Source organism: Bradyrhizobium ingae (assembly GCF_055791185.1).
This window is the reverse complement of the sequence record NZ_JBVUBB010000001.1, coordinates 157,821-175,093: the sequence shown is the minus strand read 5'-3', so window position 1 is coordinate 175,093 and position 17,273 is coordinate 157,821. Positions and strand designations below refer to the sequence as shown.

General features: G+C 62.9%; 16 protein-coding genes. 6 read left to right on the top strand and 10 right to left on the bottom strand.

From position 1 onward, the window contains the following. Nucleotides 1-9: 9 nt before the first annotated feature. From ACV1FX_RS00880 to iolD, 4 genes are all read right to left on the bottom strand, one after another. Complete coding sequence (locus ACV1FX_RS00880) at nucleotides 10-1,080, bottom strand: Gfo/Idh/MocA family protein (protein WP_473115644.1); 1,071 nt, start codon at nucleotides 1,078-1,080, stop codon at nucleotides 10-12. A gap of 71 nt (nucleotides 1,081-1,151) precedes the next feature. Then, nucleotides 1,152-2,126 carry a Gfo/Idh/MocA family protein gene (locus ACV1FX_RS00875; RefSeq protein ID WP_473115643.1) on the bottom strand — a complete coding sequence of 325 codons (975 nt, stop codon included), beginning with the start codon at nucleotides 2,124-2,126 and terminating at the stop codon, nucleotides 1,152-1,154. Between the two features lie 90 nt (nucleotides 2,127-2,216). After that, nucleotides 2,217-3,116, bottom strand: coding sequence for a myo-inosose-2 dehydratase (gene iolE / locus ACV1FX_RS00870; RefSeq protein WP_473115642.1), 900 nt, complete (start codon nucleotides 3,114-3,116; stop codon nucleotides 2,217-2,219). 7 nt (nucleotides 3,117-3,123) lie between these two features. After that, nucleotides 3,124-4,995 carry a 3D-(3,5/4)-trihydroxycyclohexane-1,2-dione acylhydrolase (decyclizing) gene (gene iolD, locus ACV1FX_RS00865; protein ID WP_473115641.1) on the bottom strand — a complete coding sequence of 624 codons (1,872 nt, stop codon included), beginning with the start codon at nucleotides 4,993-4,995 and terminating at the stop codon, nucleotides 3,124-3,126. A gap of 172 nt (nucleotides 4,996-5,167) precedes the next feature. Between iolD and ACV1FX_RS00860 the strand changes: the two genes are divergently transcribed. Then, nucleotides 5,168-6,298 (top strand): Gfo/Idh/MocA family protein, encoded by a 1,131-nt coding sequence (locus ACV1FX_RS00860; protein WP_473115640.1) that lies wholly within the window; start codon nucleotides 5,168-5,170, stop codon nucleotides 6,296-6,298. A 39-nt stretch (nucleotides 6,299-6,337) separates the two neighbouring features. Here the strand turns inward: ACV1FX_RS00860 and ACV1FX_RS00855 are convergent, their stop codons facing one another. From ACV1FX_RS00855 to ACV1FX_RS00830, 6 genes are all read right to left on the bottom strand, one after another. Further along, entirely contained in the window at nucleotides 6,338-6,916 is a 579-nt protein-coding gene (locus ACV1FX_RS00855; RefSeq protein WP_473115639.1) for a histidine phosphatase family protein, read from the bottom strand. After that, nucleotides 6,913-8,007: an ABC transporter ATP-binding protein gene (locus ACV1FX_RS00850; protein WP_473115638.1), complete on the bottom strand. Its 1,095-nt coding sequence runs from the start codon at nucleotides 8,005-8,007 to the stop codon at nucleotides 6,913-6,915. Before ACV1FX_RS00850 ends, ACV1FX_RS00855 begins: the two co-directional genes overlap by 4 nt. Nucleotides 8,008-8,016: 9 nt before the next feature. Continuing rightward, nucleotides 8,017-8,850, bottom strand: a complete 834-nt coding sequence (locus ACV1FX_RS00845; RefSeq protein WP_473115637.1) for a carbohydrate ABC transporter permease — start codon at nucleotides 8,848-8,850, stop codon at nucleotides 8,017-8,019. Nucleotides 8,851-8,860: 10 nt separating this feature from the next. Further along, nucleotides 8,861-9,778 (bottom strand): carbohydrate ABC transporter permease, encoded by a 918-nt coding sequence (locus tag ACV1FX_RS00840; protein WP_473115963.1) that lies wholly within the window; start codon nucleotides 9,776-9,778, stop codon nucleotides 8,861-8,863. 175 nt (nucleotides 9,779-9,953) lie between these two features. Continuing rightward, nucleotides 9,954-11,216: an ABC transporter substrate-binding protein gene (locus ACV1FX_RS00835; protein WP_473115636.1), complete on the bottom strand. Its 1,263-nt coding sequence runs from the start codon at nucleotides 11,214-11,216 to the stop codon at nucleotides 9,954-9,956. A gap of 1 nt (nucleotide 11,217) precedes the next feature. Continuing rightward, nucleotides 11,218-12,162, bottom strand: a complete 945-nt coding sequence (locus tag ACV1FX_RS00830; RefSeq protein ID WP_473115635.1) for an N-acetylmuramic acid 6-phosphate etherase — start codon at nucleotides 12,160-12,162, stop codon at nucleotides 11,218-11,220. A 93-nt stretch (nucleotides 12,163-12,255) separates the two neighbouring features. Between ACV1FX_RS00830 and ACV1FX_RS00825 the strand changes: the two genes are divergently transcribed. From ACV1FX_RS00825 to ACV1FX_RS00805, 5 genes are read left to right on the top strand one after another with little or no spacing between them, the layout of a single operon-like run. Beyond that, nucleotides 12,256-13,134 carry a glucosamine kinase nucleotide-binding domain-containing protein gene (locus ACV1FX_RS00825; RefSeq protein WP_473115634.1) on the top strand — a complete coding sequence of 293 codons (879 nt, stop codon included), beginning with the start codon at nucleotides 12,256-12,258 and terminating at the stop codon, nucleotides 13,132-13,134. Further along, nucleotides 13,125-13,880: a GntR family transcriptional regulator gene (locus ACV1FX_RS00820; protein WP_473115633.1), complete on the top strand. Its 756-nt coding sequence runs from the start codon at nucleotides 13,125-13,127 to the stop codon at nucleotides 13,878-13,880. The genes ACV1FX_RS00825 and ACV1FX_RS00820 overlap by 10 nt, the downstream gene beginning before the upstream one ends. Beyond that, entirely contained in the window at nucleotides 13,877-14,902 is a 1,026-nt protein-coding gene (locus ACV1FX_RS00815) for an SIS domain-containing protein (RefSeq protein WP_473115632.1), read from the top strand. The genes ACV1FX_RS00820 and ACV1FX_RS00815 overlap by 4 nt, the downstream gene beginning before the upstream one ends. After that, entirely contained in the window at nucleotides 14,902-16,041 is a 1,140-nt protein-coding gene (gene nagA, locus ACV1FX_RS00810; RefSeq protein WP_473115631.1) for an N-acetylglucosamine-6-phosphate deacetylase, read from the top strand. The genes ACV1FX_RS00815 and nagA overlap by 1 nt, the downstream gene beginning before the upstream one ends. 35 nt (nucleotides 16,042-16,076) lie before the next feature. After that, nucleotides 16,077-17,174: a Gfo/Idh/MocA family protein gene (locus ACV1FX_RS00805; protein ID WP_473115630.1), complete on the top strand. Its 1,098-nt coding sequence runs from the start codon at nucleotides 16,077-16,079 to the stop codon at nucleotides 17,172-17,174. Nucleotides 17,175-17,273 lie beyond the last annotated feature (99 nt).

Genomic DNA, 17,273 nt, shown 5'->3' with positions numbered 1-17,273 from the left:
TTCACGCTCTCAGAAAACCAGTCGTCGTTCGGTTACAGGGGTCACTCGCACCATGTCTGGCGTTGGATGATGGGCACGAGGGCGGGACGTGATGACCTGCGGTTGTCCGGTCAAACCGGCCGTCTCAATGGCGAGCAGCGCGCGCATGTCCGCCAACCCCTCCTCGCCGTCAGCCTCGGGCGGCGTTCCGGCCTTGATGCAATCCGAAAAATACTCCACCTGCGCGCCAAAATGGTCGATTTGCGGAAACTGCGTTTCACGGACCACGCCGTCGCGGCGCAGGCGTAGTCGTGTTGCAGTCTCGAACCTGAAGCCGGGATCGAGTTCGAGATCGCCCAACGTTCCGACAACCCGATAAGTGTCGACGGCGGCCGCCCCGAAGCTGGCGACGAATTGCGCCAAACCGCCGGAAGGAAAGCGCAACAGAGCTGCAACCGACGCTTCCACCTCGCCAAAACGCGGGTCATCATCCGGCCGGTGCGCCATAGCCATGGCCTCAATCGGCTCTTCAGCAAAAATATGGCGAGCCGCATTGACGCAGTAAACGCCGAGGTCCTGGAGCGGTCCACCCCAACTCGCAGCTTTCAGTCTGTGGTTCCCTGCCGCCGCCTGCAAACTGAAAACCGATTGAAAGAAGAGCGGCCGGCCAATCGCGTCGTTGCGGATGTGTTCAAGGACCGCGACGGTTCCGGGTTCGTTGTGAAGCCTGTAGGCGGTCATCAGAAACACGCCGGCTTCGCGCGCAGCGGCAATCATGGCAACGGCATCTTGTTCGCTTGTGGACAGAGGCTTCTCGACCAGGACGTGCTTGCCGGCACGAGCCGCGCGAATTGCAAAGTCCGCATGCAGGTGGTTGGGCAAAGCAATGTACACCGCATCGATGTCATCGCTTCTCAAAAGCGCATCGTATCCATCATAGCCAACGATCTGGCCGATACTATGGAACTCCGCCAACCGCGCAGCCTTGTCCGGATCGCCCGTCACAATCGCGGTAACCTTCGAGTTTGTGGACTGTCCCACTCCCGGCAGGAAGGCTTGTTGAGAAATCCAGCCTGCGCCGACAACTGCATACTTGATCATCGTTTCCTCCCCGGGACTCGCATCGGATCGCGTGAGACGCCGTCGATTTTTCTCCAGCCTCGTCCGCTCTGTCAGTCATACAACGAAGGACGTGGCTCATATCTCAGGGTTGCGACGCCATTTCCGGCAAGCGCCTGCGCGACTTGCTCAGCGATGGCCGAGGCGACATAGCCGTCCCATGCGCTCGCTCCGACCGCCCCTCCAAACTTCACAGCGCTGACCCAGTCAGCCATCTGTCTACGATACGCCTCTTCGAACCTCGGCACCCAATTGTCCGGATACGAAAGACCACCGGCTCTGTCTCTGTTCAACAACGTAAGCGATGCCGGAGCCAGCGATATCGTGCCCTGCCGGCCGACCAGTTCGGCATGGACATGATAGCCGTAACTGGCGTTCACGAACACCTCGGTCGAAACAATCTCGTTCTTGTCGGTTTTCATCGTGATCATGAGAGGTTCGCCCCCGGGCCCCGCCTCCACGTGCACGGAGACCATCTCCGATCCCAAAAGCCAACGGCTGATGTCGATCTCGTGGACGAACGAATTCGTGATGGCCATCGAACCGTCGAACCACTCGGGCGCGCGAACGTTTCGGTGCACGTTGTGCAACAACACGGGTCCGCCTATTTCACCTGCGTCTTTGACGCGCTTGATCTCCCGGTAGCCCGGGTCAAATCGGCGCATGTATCCGACCTGGATGAGCCTGCGGCCCAAGGCAACTTCGGCCCGCACCACGTCGAGGGCACCGGCCGCCGAAGACGCCAAAGGCTTTTCGCAGAGAACAGGCTTTCCTGCCTCAATGCAGGCGAGCGTCAGCGCGGCATGTGTGACATCGGGCGATGCAATCAGAACCGCGTCGATCTGATCCGATGCGATTAGCGATCGAGCATCCGAAAAGACAGCCGCTCCAACGGCCACTGCCTGCGCCCGAGTCGGGTCGGGGTCAAAAATCCCGGCAAGATGAGCACCGGGGGTTTCGTGTCGGAGTATCCGAGCATGCTCGGCGCCCATTACACCCGTCCCGATGACTCCAACCCCGATACTCATTTCAGCTCTCCTCCCGACGTCGCGCAAGGATGCCCCCGGGGCAGGTCGAGACCTGAGCGCTTCTTGTGCGACGACATCAGATCGTACGGTTCATTGCACGACTTCGTATCCGGCAGACGCCATCAAACGCGTCAATTCGGCGTGGCCCTTCGTGGCCATCTCGAGCGGGGGACTGATCTTCGGATCCTGCTCCGCCTCGACGACGAACCACCCCTCATAGCCATAAGACGCCAGGCGGCCGATGATCGCGGCGAAGTCGAGCGAGCCGTCGCCTGGAACGGTGAACGCCCCCTTCACCACCGCATCGAGGAAGCTCTCTTGCTTCCGGTCGAGCTTGTCGATGACGCCGCTGCGGACGTCTTTGGTATGCACATGGCTGATGCGCGAATGATGCTTATCGATGACACGCAAGACATTGCCGCCGGCAAAAGCCATGTGGCCGGCATCGAACAGCAGCGGTAGCGCCTCGCTCGAGTTCGCCATGAGCAGGTCGAGTTCAGCTTCGGTCTCGATCGCCGCTGCCATGTGGTGATGGTAGGCAATCGGCATTCCCTGCCCGGCGCACCACTCGGCGAAGTCAGTCATCTTGCGCCCATACGCCCTGATCTCCTCGCCCGAAAGCCTGGGTTTGGTATCGAGCGGCGCGGAGCGAACGCCCTGGATCGAACGCGCAGTCTCGCCGTAGACGATGCAGGGCGCCTTGGCCGCAATGAAAAACTCCATCTGGGCGCGAATGCGGTCCTTTTCCCGCTCGATGTCACCATCGAGCAGAAGGCCGGAGAACCAGCCGCCACACACGGAGATGCCGAACCGTGCGAGGATCGGCCCGAGCTCCTTCATGTTCATGGGGAAGCGCCGTCCGGTCTCCATTCCCGTAAAACCGGCGACGCTCGCCTGACGCAAACACTCTTCGAGACTCACGTCATCGGACAGTTCGGCGAGATCGTCATTCCACCAGGCAATGGGAGCAATTCCAAGTTTCGCTTTCATGGCCTCCTCACACCCCGATGCGCTGCTTCGCGCGGATCTCTTCTTGCTGCTTGCGCGCGCCTCGAACCGTCTCGCGCGAAGATACTTGGGGCACACCCACGTCCCAGTCCGCGTCGCCAGGAACCCAGGAATACGCGTCCGAGGCGATCGACAGCACAGTGGTGCGGTCGTTGCCTTTGGCCCATTCGAGTGCGGCAACAAGGTCGGCGATGCTCTCGCAATGCCGTGCAGCCGCCCCCATGGACTCCGCGTGCTTGGCAAAATCGACGTGAGCAGGATTGTCGCGATTCTGAATTCGACAGTCGGTCAACAAGTTGTTGAAACCTGGCACGCCCTTGAATTGTTGCAACCGGTTGATGACCGCGAAGCCGCCATTGTCACAGACGACAACGATCATCTTGTGACCGCTCAGAACCGTCGAATAGATGTCCGAGTTCATCATCAGATAGGTACCGTCGCCGACCATCACGATCGGCGTGCCGCCGAGTCCGCCGGGCCCGGAATTGGCCATCGCATGGCCCCAACCCGCTGCGATCTCGTAGCCCATGCAAGAGAAGCCGAACTCAAGGTCGAAGGTGTTCGGCGCCTTGACGCGCCAGCCCTTTGCCACTTCGCCGGGCAGTCCGCCGGCGGCTGAAATCAAAGTATCTTTGTCGCCGGCCGACGCATTCACCGCTTGGACTATCTGCGCATAGGTCGGCACCGGTGCGTTGCCGGGAGCCTGCAATGACTCGAGCAGCGCGTCCCATTCCCTGAAAAGCGCCTGAGCGCGCGCCATGTGGCCGGGGTCGACGCGCCACGCGTCGAGTGCCGCATCGAGTTCTTCAATCCCCTCGCGCGCGTCGCCCACCACCGCCAGCGCACGATGCTTCACCGCATCGAACCTCGCCGTGTTGATCGAGATGAAACGCGCGTCCTGGCTGAAGGCAGTCCATGATCCCGTCGTGAAATCCTGAAGGCGCGTGCCGACCGCAAGGATAACATCAGCTTCGGCTGCGAGCGCATTCGCTGAGGTCGAGCCAATGATCCCGATCGGCCCCGCATGGGCGGGGTGATAGTGGGTCACCGCGCCCTTGCCGGCGATCGTCTCCACAACAGGAATTCCACGCTTCACCGCAAAATCCGCGACGACGTTTCCCGCCAGCGAGTAGCGCACGCCGCCGCCGGAGATGAGGATCGGCTTCCTCGCTGTCTTGAGGAGCGCGGCTGCGTCAGCGAGCCTCTGTCGGTCGGGACGCGGACGCGGAATTGCCCAGGTTCGAGGCTCGAAGAAGACCTCGGGATAGTCGAAGGCCACCTCCTGGGTGTCCTGTGGCAGCGCCAGAAAGGCCGGACCGCAGTCAGCCGGATCGAGCATGGCGGCCACGGCCTGCGGGAGCGAAGAGATGATCTGCGCGGGATGAGTGATCCGATCCCAATAGCGCGTGACCGCCTTGAAGGCGTCGTTCACGGTGACGGTCGGGTCGCCAAAGTGCTCGACCTGCTGGAGAACCGGATCCGGTAGGCGATTGGTGAAGGTATCGCCAGCGATGAGAAGTACGGGCAGGCGGTTTGCGTGAGCCGTTCCCGCCGCCGTCACCATGTTCAGAGCGCCGGGGCCAATAGACGACGTCGCGACCATGATTTGCCGCCGAAGCTTGGCCTTGGCGAAACCGACGGCCGCCAGCGCCATCGACTGCTCGTTCTGTCCGCGCCAGGTCGGCAGCCGATCCTGCACCGCCTCCAGGGCTTCGGACAGGCATGTCACGTTCCCATGACCAAAAATGCCGAAGACGCCGGCGAACAGGGGCGCGCGAACTCCGTCGATTTCGGTGAACTGTTGAGTCAGCCATCGCACCAGGGCCTGGGCCATGGTGAGTCGGATTGTGGCGCCGGTCATGTTGTCGCCTCCCTCGCCGGTTTGTGAGGACCATAACCTCTTGCATTGAATATTGACAATAACATTTTTTCGCAACAATTATTGCGGACGATGTCTTCCCCCTTCAGAACGTGCTCGATTTTTTCGAAGGTCGCCTCAACACCGTTCTCTTTCGCGAACAGGGAATTCCGACATGCCCAAACCGAAGCTTCGCATCGGCCTCATCGGTAGCGGATTCATGGGTAAGACCCACGCTTTCGGTTACTCCATCGCCGCGCGTGTCTTCGACCTCCCCTTCGAGCTGGAACTGCATGCGGTCGCGGATATCAGCGACGAGGTGGCCGCGAAAGCGGCCTCGGCCCTGGGTTTCGCGCGCTCGACCTCGGACTGGCGCTCGCTCGTGGCGGACCCGGCTATCGACGTCGTGAACATCACCACGCCCAACGCGCTCCACAAGGAAATGGCATTGGCTGCAGTTGCCGCGGGCAAACATGTGTATTGCGAAAAGCCGCTAGCGCCGCTTGCGACAGACGCCCGCGAAATGGCCGAGGCCGCCGAAGCGGCCGGAGTCAAGACGCAGGTCGGCTTCAACTATCTTTGCAATCCCATGCTCGGCCTCGCGCGCGACATGATCGCGGCGGGAGAACTCGGCGAGATACGTGGCTACCGCGGCGTGCACGCCGAAGACTACATGGCCGACACAAACGGGCCGTTCACCTTCCGGCATGAGCCGGTGGGCGGCGGCGCGCTGGCGGACATTGGCAGCCACGCACTGGCCACTGCCGAATTCCTGTTGGCTCCAACCGCCGGACCGATCATTCGCGTCATGGGCGATTGCGTCACGATGATCAAGGAACGGCCGGACGGCAAGGACGGCCGGAGGCGTGTCGAGGTCGACGACGTTGGCCGGGCTTTCCTTCGCTTCGCGAACGGCACCTCCGGCTCGATCGAGGCGAATTGGATTGCGACGGGGCGAAAGATGCAACACGACTTCGAGGTTTATGGAAGCAGAGGCGCCCTCGCCTTCAGCCAGGAACGATTCAGCGAGTTGCATTTCTTCTCGACCGACGACCGCGGTGGCCGTCAAGGATTCCGCCGGATCGAGGCAGGTCCGGAGCATCCGCCATATGGCCTGTTCTGCGTTGCGCCAGGCCACCAGCTTGGTTTCAACGACCTGAAGGCGATCGAGGTCGCGAATTATCTTTACGCAATCGCTGGACGTCGATCGGAGCCATTCAACTTCCGCGCTGGCCTGCGCATTCAAACGCTCGTCGAGACCATTCACGCATCAAGTCGCGCCGGAGCGTGGAAGGATGTCCCCTGAGAACATTTTCATCGCTCGAGCGCGCGCGTATTCAGCCTCTCAGAGGTCTTCGAGACGGCGCCAAGAATGTTGCACGCGGCGGTCGTCTCTGCTGAACGCAAAATAATAACCGCCGCCGCCGGGCTGGTCATGTGCTCGATCAATCGCGACGCCCGAATAATGGCAATACAGCAGAGTGCCGACGCCACCGTGGCCGACGAAAAGCACGTCACCCGGTTTATTCCGAGCCAGGACGTGCTCGACCTCACGGACGATGCGCAGCTGGGCGTCGACCGCCCGCTCCCAGCCTCGAACGCTGATTTGGGGGTGCGCAAAGAACTGATCGGCGACCGCCTGAAACTCGTCAGGCATCAAGAAGCCCGTTGCAGATCGGTCATTCTCATGCATCGCCTCCCGCAGTTCTACCTCGATGTTTAGCTTGGCGGCGATGATCTCAGCCGTCTCGATCGCCTTTCGCTCGCCACTGGAGATGATCTGCGTGGTGCGTGAGAGCTGCCGAGTACCCGCGACTGTAGCAGTGCGGGCCCTCCCGACTTCACTCAGCCCCCAGGATGGGACCGGGATCGCCGGATCAATGTTCACCTGGGGATGGGTGAGATAGCGCACGAGGCTCGTCATGAGCAAGCACCCGGCGTCGAGACCCGCAGGCCCTCGGCATCGAACACGTGCACGTCGGGAGCCGCAGCAATCAGCGTGGTCCGCTCGCCCGGCGTCGGCGTCTGCCGGCCGCGCACCTCGGCAACGAACAGCCTGTCGTCGGCACGGCGCAGATAGGCGAAGGAGGATTCACCGAGACGTTCGACCAACTCGACGACGCCTTCCACGGCGAAGGAACCGTCTTCTCCCCGGGCAAGATGCTCCGGACGGACGCCGACCGTCAGCCCATCGCCGACCTTCAATGAGGTCGCCGGCAGATCGAAGCTGCGAAAGCCCTGCCCCGCGACGCGTGCGCATCCGCCCTCGACGCTAGCGACCTTCGCCTCGAAGAAATTCATCGCAGGCGAGCCGATGAAGCCGGCGACGAACAGATTGGCTGGCGTATAGTAGAGATCGAGCGGCCTGCCGACCTGCTCGATGCAGCCTTTGTTCATCACGACAATGCGGTCGGCGAGCGTCATCGCCTCGACCTGGTCGTGCGTGACATAGACGATCGTCGACTTGAGCATGCGATGCAGATTCGCGATCTCGACGCGTGTCGAGACACGCAAGGCCGCATCGAGATTGGAAAGCGGCTCGTCAAACAGGAAAACGGCAGGCTCCCGCACGATCGCACGGCCGATGGCGACACGCTGACGCTGCCCGCCGGAGAGATCGCGTGGATAGCGCTCGAGCAGTTCCTCGAGCCGCAGCATACGGGCCGCCTCCGTGACGCGCCGCTCGCGCTCAGTCGGCTGCACCCCGGTGAATTTCAACCCGAACGTCATGTTCTTGCGCACATTCATGTGCGGATAGAGAGCGTAGGACTGGAATACCATCGCGATGCCACGCTCCGCGGGTGCGAGCGTGTTGACGAGCTTGCCGGCGATATGGATGTCGCCGCCCGACGCGCCGTCGAGCCCGGCAATCATCCGCAGAAGCGTCGACTTGCCGCATCCTGACGGCCCGACGAGAACGACGAATTCGCCGTCCTCGATGCTCAGGTTGACGTCGTTGAGCACCGTCGTCGCGCCATAACGCTTGTTGAGGTGCTCTATGTGCAGATTGGCCATTCTGACAACCTATTTGACTGCGCCGGAGGTGAGGCCTGCGATGAGTTGGCGCGAGAGGATCACGTAGATTATGACGACCGGCAGGATCGCCATCGACAGCGCGGCAAGCACGGAATTCCAGTCGGTGATGTACTGGCCAAGAAACTGCTGCACGCCGAGCGTGACCGTATGCGTCGAGTCGCTCGACGTCAGGATCAGCGGAAACCACAGGTCGTTCCAGATCGGCACGATGGTGAATACAGCGACGGTCGCGATCGCCGGCCGCAGCAGCGGCGCGACCACCTCGAAGAAAATGCGGGTTTCCGGCACACCGTCGCAGCGCGCGGCGTCGCGCAAGTCCTTGGGAATCTGCTGGATGAACTCGCTCAATATGAAGATCGACATAGGCAAGCCTTGCGCGACATAGACGAGCACCAGGGCCGTCAGCGTGTCGTTGAGGCCCGCAGAGCGCATCATGTTGAGGATCGCAACGGAGCCAAGGCGGATCGGCACCATGATGCCGATCGACAAGAAAAGTGCGAGCGCCGTCGAACCGCGAAAACGGTATTCGGTCAGCGCCCAGGCCGCCATCGCGCCAAACAGCAGCACGAGTGCCATGCTGACGAGAGTCACGATCAGTGAATTCGAATAATAGGTCAGGATATGCGAGGAGCGGAAAACCTTCTCATAGCCGATGAGGCTGAAGGTTGTGGCATCCGGTGGCGCGAGCGGGCTGCCGAAGATGGCGCTGCGTACCTTGAACGAATTCATCACCACGAGCAGGATCGGACCGACCGCCAGCAGGCTGTAGGCGATCAGGACGAGATGAACACCGAAGCTCCTTGCACGCTGCTCCGTCGTCATACCGCCCTCCTCAGAACGCGTAGCGGCGGATGCGCCGCTGCACGAGGAAGAGATAAAGGCAGAGGCCGACGAGGATGATGAAGAACATCACGGTCGCGACCGCGGAGCCCATCGTCGGATTTCCGAGCTGAAGCTGATTGCCGAAGAAGGTGCGGTAGAAGAACGTGCCGAGAATGTCGGTCGCGAAATTCGGCCCTGCAAGCGCGCCCTTGACCGAATAGATCAGATCGAAGGCGTTGAAGTTGGCAACAAAGGTCAGGACCGAGACCAGGCTGATCGTCGGCAGGACGAGCGGAAGCTTGATGTGGAAGAATATGCGGAAATGTCCGAGCCCGTCGACGCGCGCCGCGTCGATCAGTTCTTCGGGGATGTTGAGCAGCGCGGCATAGATCAACATCATCGGGATGCCGACAAATTGCCAGACGGAAATGAGGGACAGGGTCACGAGCGCGCTCGATTCAAGACCAAGCCAGGGAGCGAACAGTGAGCCCAACCCCACGGCCTTCAAAGCGCCGGAAGCGACGCCCCAGAGCGGGGATAGGATCAGGTTCCAGGAGAAGCCGACGATGACAACCGAAAGCATCGTCGGCAGAAACATGACGGTGCGATAAAAGCCCCTGAGCCTCAGGCCCGGCAGGCTCAGCAATCCTGCGAGCGCGATACCGATCGGGTTCTGCACGCACATGTGCACGGCGAAGAATATCAGATTGTTGCCGAAGGCATTCCAGAACGGCTTCGACCACAGCGCATCACCGAGCAGCGTTTCGAAGTTGGCAAGGCCGACGAAATATCGGGCCCCGGTCGGATCGCTTGTGTATGTAGAGAGCGCCATCGTCGCGACGAGCGGATAGATCGAGAACAAGGTGTAGATGGCGACCGCCGGTCCGAGAAAGAACAGCAGCAGGCCCGCGAGCTTTGCGCGAGGCATCTGGGCGGTGATGTTCGAGACCGATTCGGGCATGACGGAAAGAGATCAAACCTACCGTGCGTTATCGTCCCTCTCCGCGCCTTGAGGCTCGCGCCTCGTTAGCGGAGTGTGCAGCAACTATCGAATGAAACAAGGAAAGTACCTCTCCCCGCGAAAGCAGGGAGAGGGATCGGCATCACTTGGCAGGCTTGTACCACTTGTCGAGGCCGTCCTGCAGTTGCTTGCCGGCGGCATCAGGCGTCAGCTTGCCGTTGACGACCTGCGCCGACACGTTCCAGAGCTCGTTTTCCAGATTTGGCGTGCCACGCGACAGGATCTGATACGAGTTGCGGATCGTCGACTTGCAGGTCTGCCGCCATCCAACCATCGTCGCGGCGACGTCGTCGTCGACCTTCACCGGAGTCTTGGCGAGGGGGAAGAAGCCGGGAAGTGCGTTGGCGTAGATCGTTGCGAATTCCGGCGTCGCCAGCCATTCCAGGAACTTCTTCGCGTCTTCCTTGTTCTTCGAGGCCGCGTTCACGCCCATCGCGATATCGGTATGATCGGAGATGTAGCAATCCGTCATGCCGGCCGGTTGTGGCGGCGGGAATGCGCCCATGGCGAATTTCGCCTGGCCGCGGAACGTCGAAATGTCCCACGAGCCAGCCGCATAGATCGCGCCCTTGCCGAGCGAGAACAGGTTCTGGCTGTCAGCGTAGGTCTGCGCCTGGAAGCCTGATCCGAGATATGGCGCCCAGCCGGCGATCTCCTTGAAGGCCGCGACATATTGCGGGTCGGTGAACTTCTCCTTGCCTGCAATCAGATTGGCGCGGCCGGTCTCGCCTTTCCAATAGTCGGGGCCGATGTTCTGGAATCCCATGGTCGCGGCCTCCCACTGGTCAGCCGTGCCCATCACCAGCGGGACGTAGGTGCCGTCCTTCTTGAATTTCTCAAGCACGGCGTGGAATTCATCGAGCGTCTTCGGCTCGGACGCGCCGACCTTGGCGAACGCTTCCTTGTTGTAGATGAACCCTGCGATGACGGAGGCGATCGGAACACAGAAGGTGGTTTTGCCGTCGTCGGTTTGCCATGCGGCCTTCGCGACATCAGAGAAATTGTCCATGCCCTTGAGGCCGTCGACCGGATCGAGCTGATGCTTCTGATAGAGCGCCAGCGAGGCGTCGAACGGTCGGCACGTGATGAGATCGCCAGCGGTGCCGCCATCGAGCCGCGCGTTGAGGGCGGCGTTGTATTCCTTGGGCGCCGAGGGCGAGAATTCGATCTTGATGTCGGGATAATGCTTGTTGAAGGCGGGAATGATCTTCGAGTTCCAGATGTCGGCGTCGTCATTGCGCCAGCTCTCGATCTTCAGCGAGCCTGCCTGGGCCGACGCAAGCCCCGCAAGCAACGCCAACGCGGCAACCTCAGCTCCCATTGCAGCCTTGAATGTCCGTCTCATGCTACGCTCCCTTGTTCGGGCCTTCGCCCTTGATCTCGTTGACGCTTGCGCGGCGCAACGCGTCGTCTATCCGGCCTTCTGCAGCCGTGAGCCACGTAACGGCTTCGCTCATGCTGACGACACCGCAGGCAATCAGGACGGCCGGCTTGACCTCGCCGCCAGCCTCGCGCAGCGCCGCTTCCGCTTTGGCATCGCTGACATCAGCGATTGTCGCGACGATCCCGCGCGCGCGTTCGCGCAATTTCACATTGTCGGCCTTCAGATTGACCATCAGGCCCTGATGGATGTGACCAAGCTCGAATCCCATCAAGGATGAGAGCATGCCGAGCGCTGCCTTTTGCGCAGCTCCGGCCGCGAGTCGTGTCGAGCCGCGCAGCGCCTCCTCCCCGCTCTCGAGCAGGATCGACGCGTCGGCGCCCACGAGCAAGGGCGAACCTGGGCGATGCGCGATACCGATCACGAAAGCGCCGCGGCGGCGCGCCTCTGCGGCGGCCGCGACGGTGAACGGCGTCGAGCCACTTGCGGATACGACAATCACGGCATCACGAGAGAGGTCACCGAGCGCGGCCATGGCGCGCTCGCCGGCCGCCGCATCGTCCTCCGCAGCCCCATCGATGCGGAATGGCTCGGCGGTCCCTCCGGGCAGGACAATTGCGATGCGGCTTTGCTCAAGGCCGAACGTGCCAGGAAGCTCAGCGGCATCTTCGGCCGCGGCAAGACCGGAGGAGCCTGCCCCCGCATAGACCAGACGTCCGCCTGAGCGCCAGATCGCGGCGAGGCGCAGCGCGGCGGCGCGGATGTCGGCGGAGACAGCCGCGACCGAAGCAATTGCCCGACGGTACGATGCGAGCATCGCCTCCGCGAACATCGCCTCATCCGCCATCACGACACCTCCGATGTCGCGCCACCTCTCTGCGTCCGTCTCCGAGCTCGGCAGTACCGACATCGTGAATACCAATGGTAGATACCTCTTGTATTTGTTTTAGCCACGTGACATACCACTTGTCTAGAGGCGTTAAGAAATTTTTTAGGAGGCTCCTTGGCGACGGCCCAGTTCTTCCTCGGTGTGGACGGCGGCGCGACCCGCTGCCGTGCGAGATTGCGGGACTCATCGGGCCGCGAGCTCGGACGCGGTCTCGGGCCGGCTTCGAACATTTATCTCGATTTCGACGAGGCCATGCGGGTCGTCCGGGAAACGATCGAGTCAGCGATCGCCGACGGCGCGCCAAGACAGGAGATCGCTGTCGGCCTCAGCCTTGCCGGGCTTTCGGACGACAAGGAAGCAGAGCGCGTCGCCGCCGCTCTGCCCGGCTTTGCGCGCATCGTCGCTGTCAATGATGCTGTCGCCGCCTGCGTCGGTGCCAATGGCCTCGGCGACGGCGGCCTGATCATCGCGGGCACGGGCTCCGCGGGCATCGCCCGCGTGGGAGCTCGGACGACGATTATCGGCGGACGCGGGTTCTGGCTCGGCGACGACGGATCTGCCGCGCGCCTCGGCGAGTCGGCGTTGCGTGCGACGCTGCGTGCGATCGATGGCCTCGAGCCGATGAGCGGCCTGGCGCAAGCGCTCGGGCGCCATTTCGATGACGATCCGTTGCGGATGAGCCGCTGGGCAGCGGACGCGAGACCCAGAGACTACGGCGCCTTCGCACCCCAGATCCTCGATGTTGCCAGGTCCGGAGATATGCGCGCGCGCGAAATCGTCGGCGAAGCAGCGGACGCGATAGCGGCGCTTGCGAACGCATTGAGGGCACTCGGCGCCGAACGCATTGCGCTCGCAGGCGGGTTCGGCGAGCCCTTGCGTCCCTTCTTGCCGCCCGATGTGGCCAAGCGCCTCGCCCCGCCGCGGCGCGATGCGGTCGATGGCGCAATCCTGCTTGCCGGCGGAACGCTCGCGGAGGACGCGGCATGTCCATGACGGTCGAAACCGCGCCGGGCCAGAAGCTTTATCGTGCCGTGGTCGACGCGCTTCGGCGCGAGATCGAGACCGGGCGCTTCGCGGAAACGCAATTGCTTCCGGCCGAGCGCGTATTGTGCGAGCTGCTCGATGTGTCGCGCACCACGCTGCGCAAGGCGATTGCGGATCTGATCGCCGAAGGAGTGCTGTTTCACCGCCATGGCGCCGGCACCTTCATCCATCGCGCAACGCCGCGCGTCGAACAACCCTCGTCGCGCCTGACGAGCTTCACGGAAGACATGCGGCTGCGCGGACTGGAGGCGAGTTCGCGCGAGATCGAGCGCGGCGTGTTCCTGCCGACGCCGGAAGAGGCCATGATGCTTGGCGTAAGGCCGAACGAACGCGTCTTCCGGCTCGGCCGACTGCGCTTGGCCGACGGTTCGCCGATGGCGATCGAGCGTGCTGCCGTACCAATACGTTTTCTTCCTGAACAGGATTCGGTCGGCGGCTCGCTCTACGAGGCGCTCTCTGCCAAAGGCTTCAGGCCCACCCGCGGCCTGCAGCGCTTGCGTGCAACCCTCGTCGATCATGCAGATGCGGAACTGCTCGGCGTCGCACCGGACAGCCCTGCGCTCTATATCCAGCGTATCGCTTACTTGGCCGACGGATCCTGTGTCGAGTTCACGAAATCGTGGTACCGCGCCGACGCCTATGATTTCGTCTCCGAACTCACGCTGTCGCCACCGACCCGAAAGGCGCACCGATGACGACTCACATGCTCCAGGAGATCGGCGAGGCAGGCGATGCGGTTGCGCGCCAGCTTAGCCAGAATGCGGAGCGGTTCGCTGAACTTGGGGCACGTCTGCGCGCCCTCGATCCGCCGCTCGTCGCGACCATTGCCCGCGGCTCGTCGGATTGCTGCGCGCTCTATCTGAAATACCTCGTCGAGATCGTTTCGGGGGTGCCTTGTGCCTCCATCGGGCCCTCCATCGCGACGCTCTATCGTACCCCGATGCGGCTCGAAGGCGGCGTTTCCGTCGCAATCTCCCAATCGGGGCGCAGCCCGGACATCGTCGAAATGCAGCGCGCCGCGCGACGCGGCGGTGCGCTGGCCGTCGCGCTGGTCAACGACGTCGCCTCGCCGCTCGCGCAAGAGGCCGAAGTGCTGCTGCCCTTGTGCGCCAGCACGGAGCGTTCTGTCGCCGCGACCAAATCGATGGTTGCAGGTCTCGCCGCGGGCGCTAGCCTCGTCGCGGCCTGGCGCGAGGATCGACAGCTCGCAGACGCCCTCGCCGGCCTGCCGGACGTCCTGCGCGGGCAAGCGGAGCCGCCGCCCCCGGAGATGCTGGAGAGGCTCGCAAATGCCCGGAGCGCCTTCGTGCTCGGCCGCGGCGCGACGCTTGCCATCGCAGCGGAGGCGGCGCTGAAGCTCAAGGAAACCTGCGCGATTCACGCCGAAGCCTACTCCGCGGCGGAGGTACTGCACGGCCCGGCCGAACTTGTGGCCTCGGGCTTTCCCATCATCGCCTTCCTGCCATCCGACGCGGCGCGCGAAGGCATGTTGCCGACGCTCACGGCGCTGGCCAATGCGGGCGCGACGGTGATTGCAATCGAAGCGGGCGGCACCGACAGGGCCGATCGTCTCACAACGGCAAGGGTCGAGGCGACACTGCTGGAGCCGATCGTCATGATCCATCGCTTCTACCGCCTTGCCGAGGCGCTTGCGCTCCGGCTCGGGCGCGATCCTGACCACCCGCGCAACCTGCGCAAGGTGACGGAGACTGTGTGATGATCGTTCTGTCCGGCGCGCGGATTTTCGATGGCGAACGCTTTCTCGACGACCATGCTGTTGTCGTCGAAGGCGAGCGTATCACTGCAATCGTCCCTTACGCCGAGAGACCCGGCGGCGCCTTACGCGATCTCGACGGCGGCCTGCTGGCGCCCGGCTATATCGATGTGCAGGTCAATGGCGGGGGCGGCGTCCTGTTCAACGAGGATCCGACGCCCGAAGGCATCGCCCGTATCGCCGCCGCGCATCGCAAGCACGGCACCGTCGGGCTGCTGCCGACGCTGATAACCGACGCGCCGCAAGTGACGGCCACCGCCATTGCCGCCGCGCACGAGGCGCGGCGTCTGACGCCAGCTTCGCTTGGAATCCATCTGGAAGGACCTTTCCTGGATCCACGCCGCAAGGGCGCGCATGAGCTGAGATACATCCGCAACCTTGAGGCTGACGACATCGCGGCAATCGTCGGTGCGAATTGCGGCTCGGTCATGCTGACGCTCGCGCCCAATCGGGTTGGGGTGGAGAGCGTCGCCGAACTTTCCCGGCATGGCGTGCTCGTCTCGCTCGGCCACTCCGAGGCGACCTACAAAGAGGCACACGCCGCGGTCGAAGCCGGCGCGCGAGCATTCACCCATCTGTTCAATGCGATGAGTGCGCCGGCCGTGCGCGAAGCGGGCATGGTCGGCGCAGCGCTCGATCTCGACGAGCCGTTCGTCGGCATCATCGCCGACGGCCATCACGTGCATGAGGCGAACCTGCGAATCGCGCTTGCCGCCAAACGGCACGATCGTTTCATGCTGATTACCGACGCGATGCCGCCGGCGGCCGGTGGTCCCGATCAATTCGATCTGCTGGGCCGCCGCGTGACATGCGTTGACGGTTGCTTGCGGCTCGATGATGACACGCTCGCCGGCTCGGTGCTGACCATGGACCAGGCGGTGCGCTATGCCGTCAACGTCCTAAGGCTCGAGCTCGGCGACGCTCTCGCGATGGCCTCGCGCGTTCCGGCAACCTTTTTGCGGCGCGAGACCGAGCTCGGCCGCATCGCGCCCGGCAATCTGGCGAGCCTCGTGCATCTCGATGACGATTTGCACGTGCGCGAAACCTGGATCGAGGGCCGCCCGACCGCTGGCCTCTCCTGATGCAGGAATCCGCGGGGCGTTGAAGGAGGTGTGCGATGCCCTCTTTATCGATTTCAACCGAGCGGCGCGTCCGCGTTCTCGTGGTTGGCCTTGGCACCATGGGAACGAGCCATGCCCGCGCCTACACAGCAATCGAAAAGTTTGAACTCGCGGGCTTCTGCACCTCTCGCGCAGCCGATCGACATGACCTCGAAACCGAATTTCCGGGCCTGCCGCGATTCGAGCGATACGACGAGGCACTCGCGGCGCTGCGTCCGGACGCCGTCGCGATTTGCACCTACACCGAACATCACGCCGCCATGGCTCTTCAGGCCTTCGCGGCAGGTGCGCATGTATTCTGCGAAAAGCCGCTGGCCGACTCGCTGGAGGCCGCCAGGAGCGTGGTCGAAGCCGCGCAAGCAAGCGGAAGGGCACTGCTGATCGGCTATATCCTGCGCGTCCACCCCTCATGGTCGCGCTTCGTCGAGATCGGCCGCACGCTCGGGAAGCCGCTCGTGATGCGCATGAATCTCAACCAGCAATCGGCCGGCTCTTTCTGGGAGGTTCACAAGAAGCTCATGCTGTCGACCTCGCCCATCGTCGATTGCGGCGTGCACTACGTCGACATCATGTGCCAGGTGACGCGCTCGCGGCCGATAGCGGTGCATGCGGTCGGGGCGCGGCTTACGGACGAGATTTCGCCCAGCACGTACAATTATGGCCATCTTCACATCATGTTCGAAGACGGATCGGTCGGTTGGTACGAGGTCGGCTGGGGGCCGATGATGAGCGAGACCGCTCATTTCGTGAAGGACATCGTGGGGCCGAACGGCAGCGTGTCGATCGTTGCCAAGGAAAGCGCCGATGCGAATGCGCGTTCCGCGGATCATGACACGCACACGCGCACCAACGCGATTCGCATCCATCACGCGGCCCTGAACCCGGAACGCAACTTCGAAAAGCCCGATGAGCTCCTCTCCACGGAAGACGAGCCCGGTCATCAGGAACTCTGCGAGCGCGAACAGCGGCTGTTTCTGAAAGCGATTCGCGGCGAGATCGATCTGTCCGAACACCACGAGGCCGCGATCAACTCGCTGAGCATCGTCTTCGCGGCCGACGCCAGCGTTCACAGCGGCGAAGTCGTTCGCCTGTAGCGACTGTTTCTCGGATGGGGCCGTCGCACGCGACGCCGAGCCCGGCCGTGAGCGTAAGCACCGGTCGCAAAAAAAGCACCCGGCAGTTTCCTGCCGGGT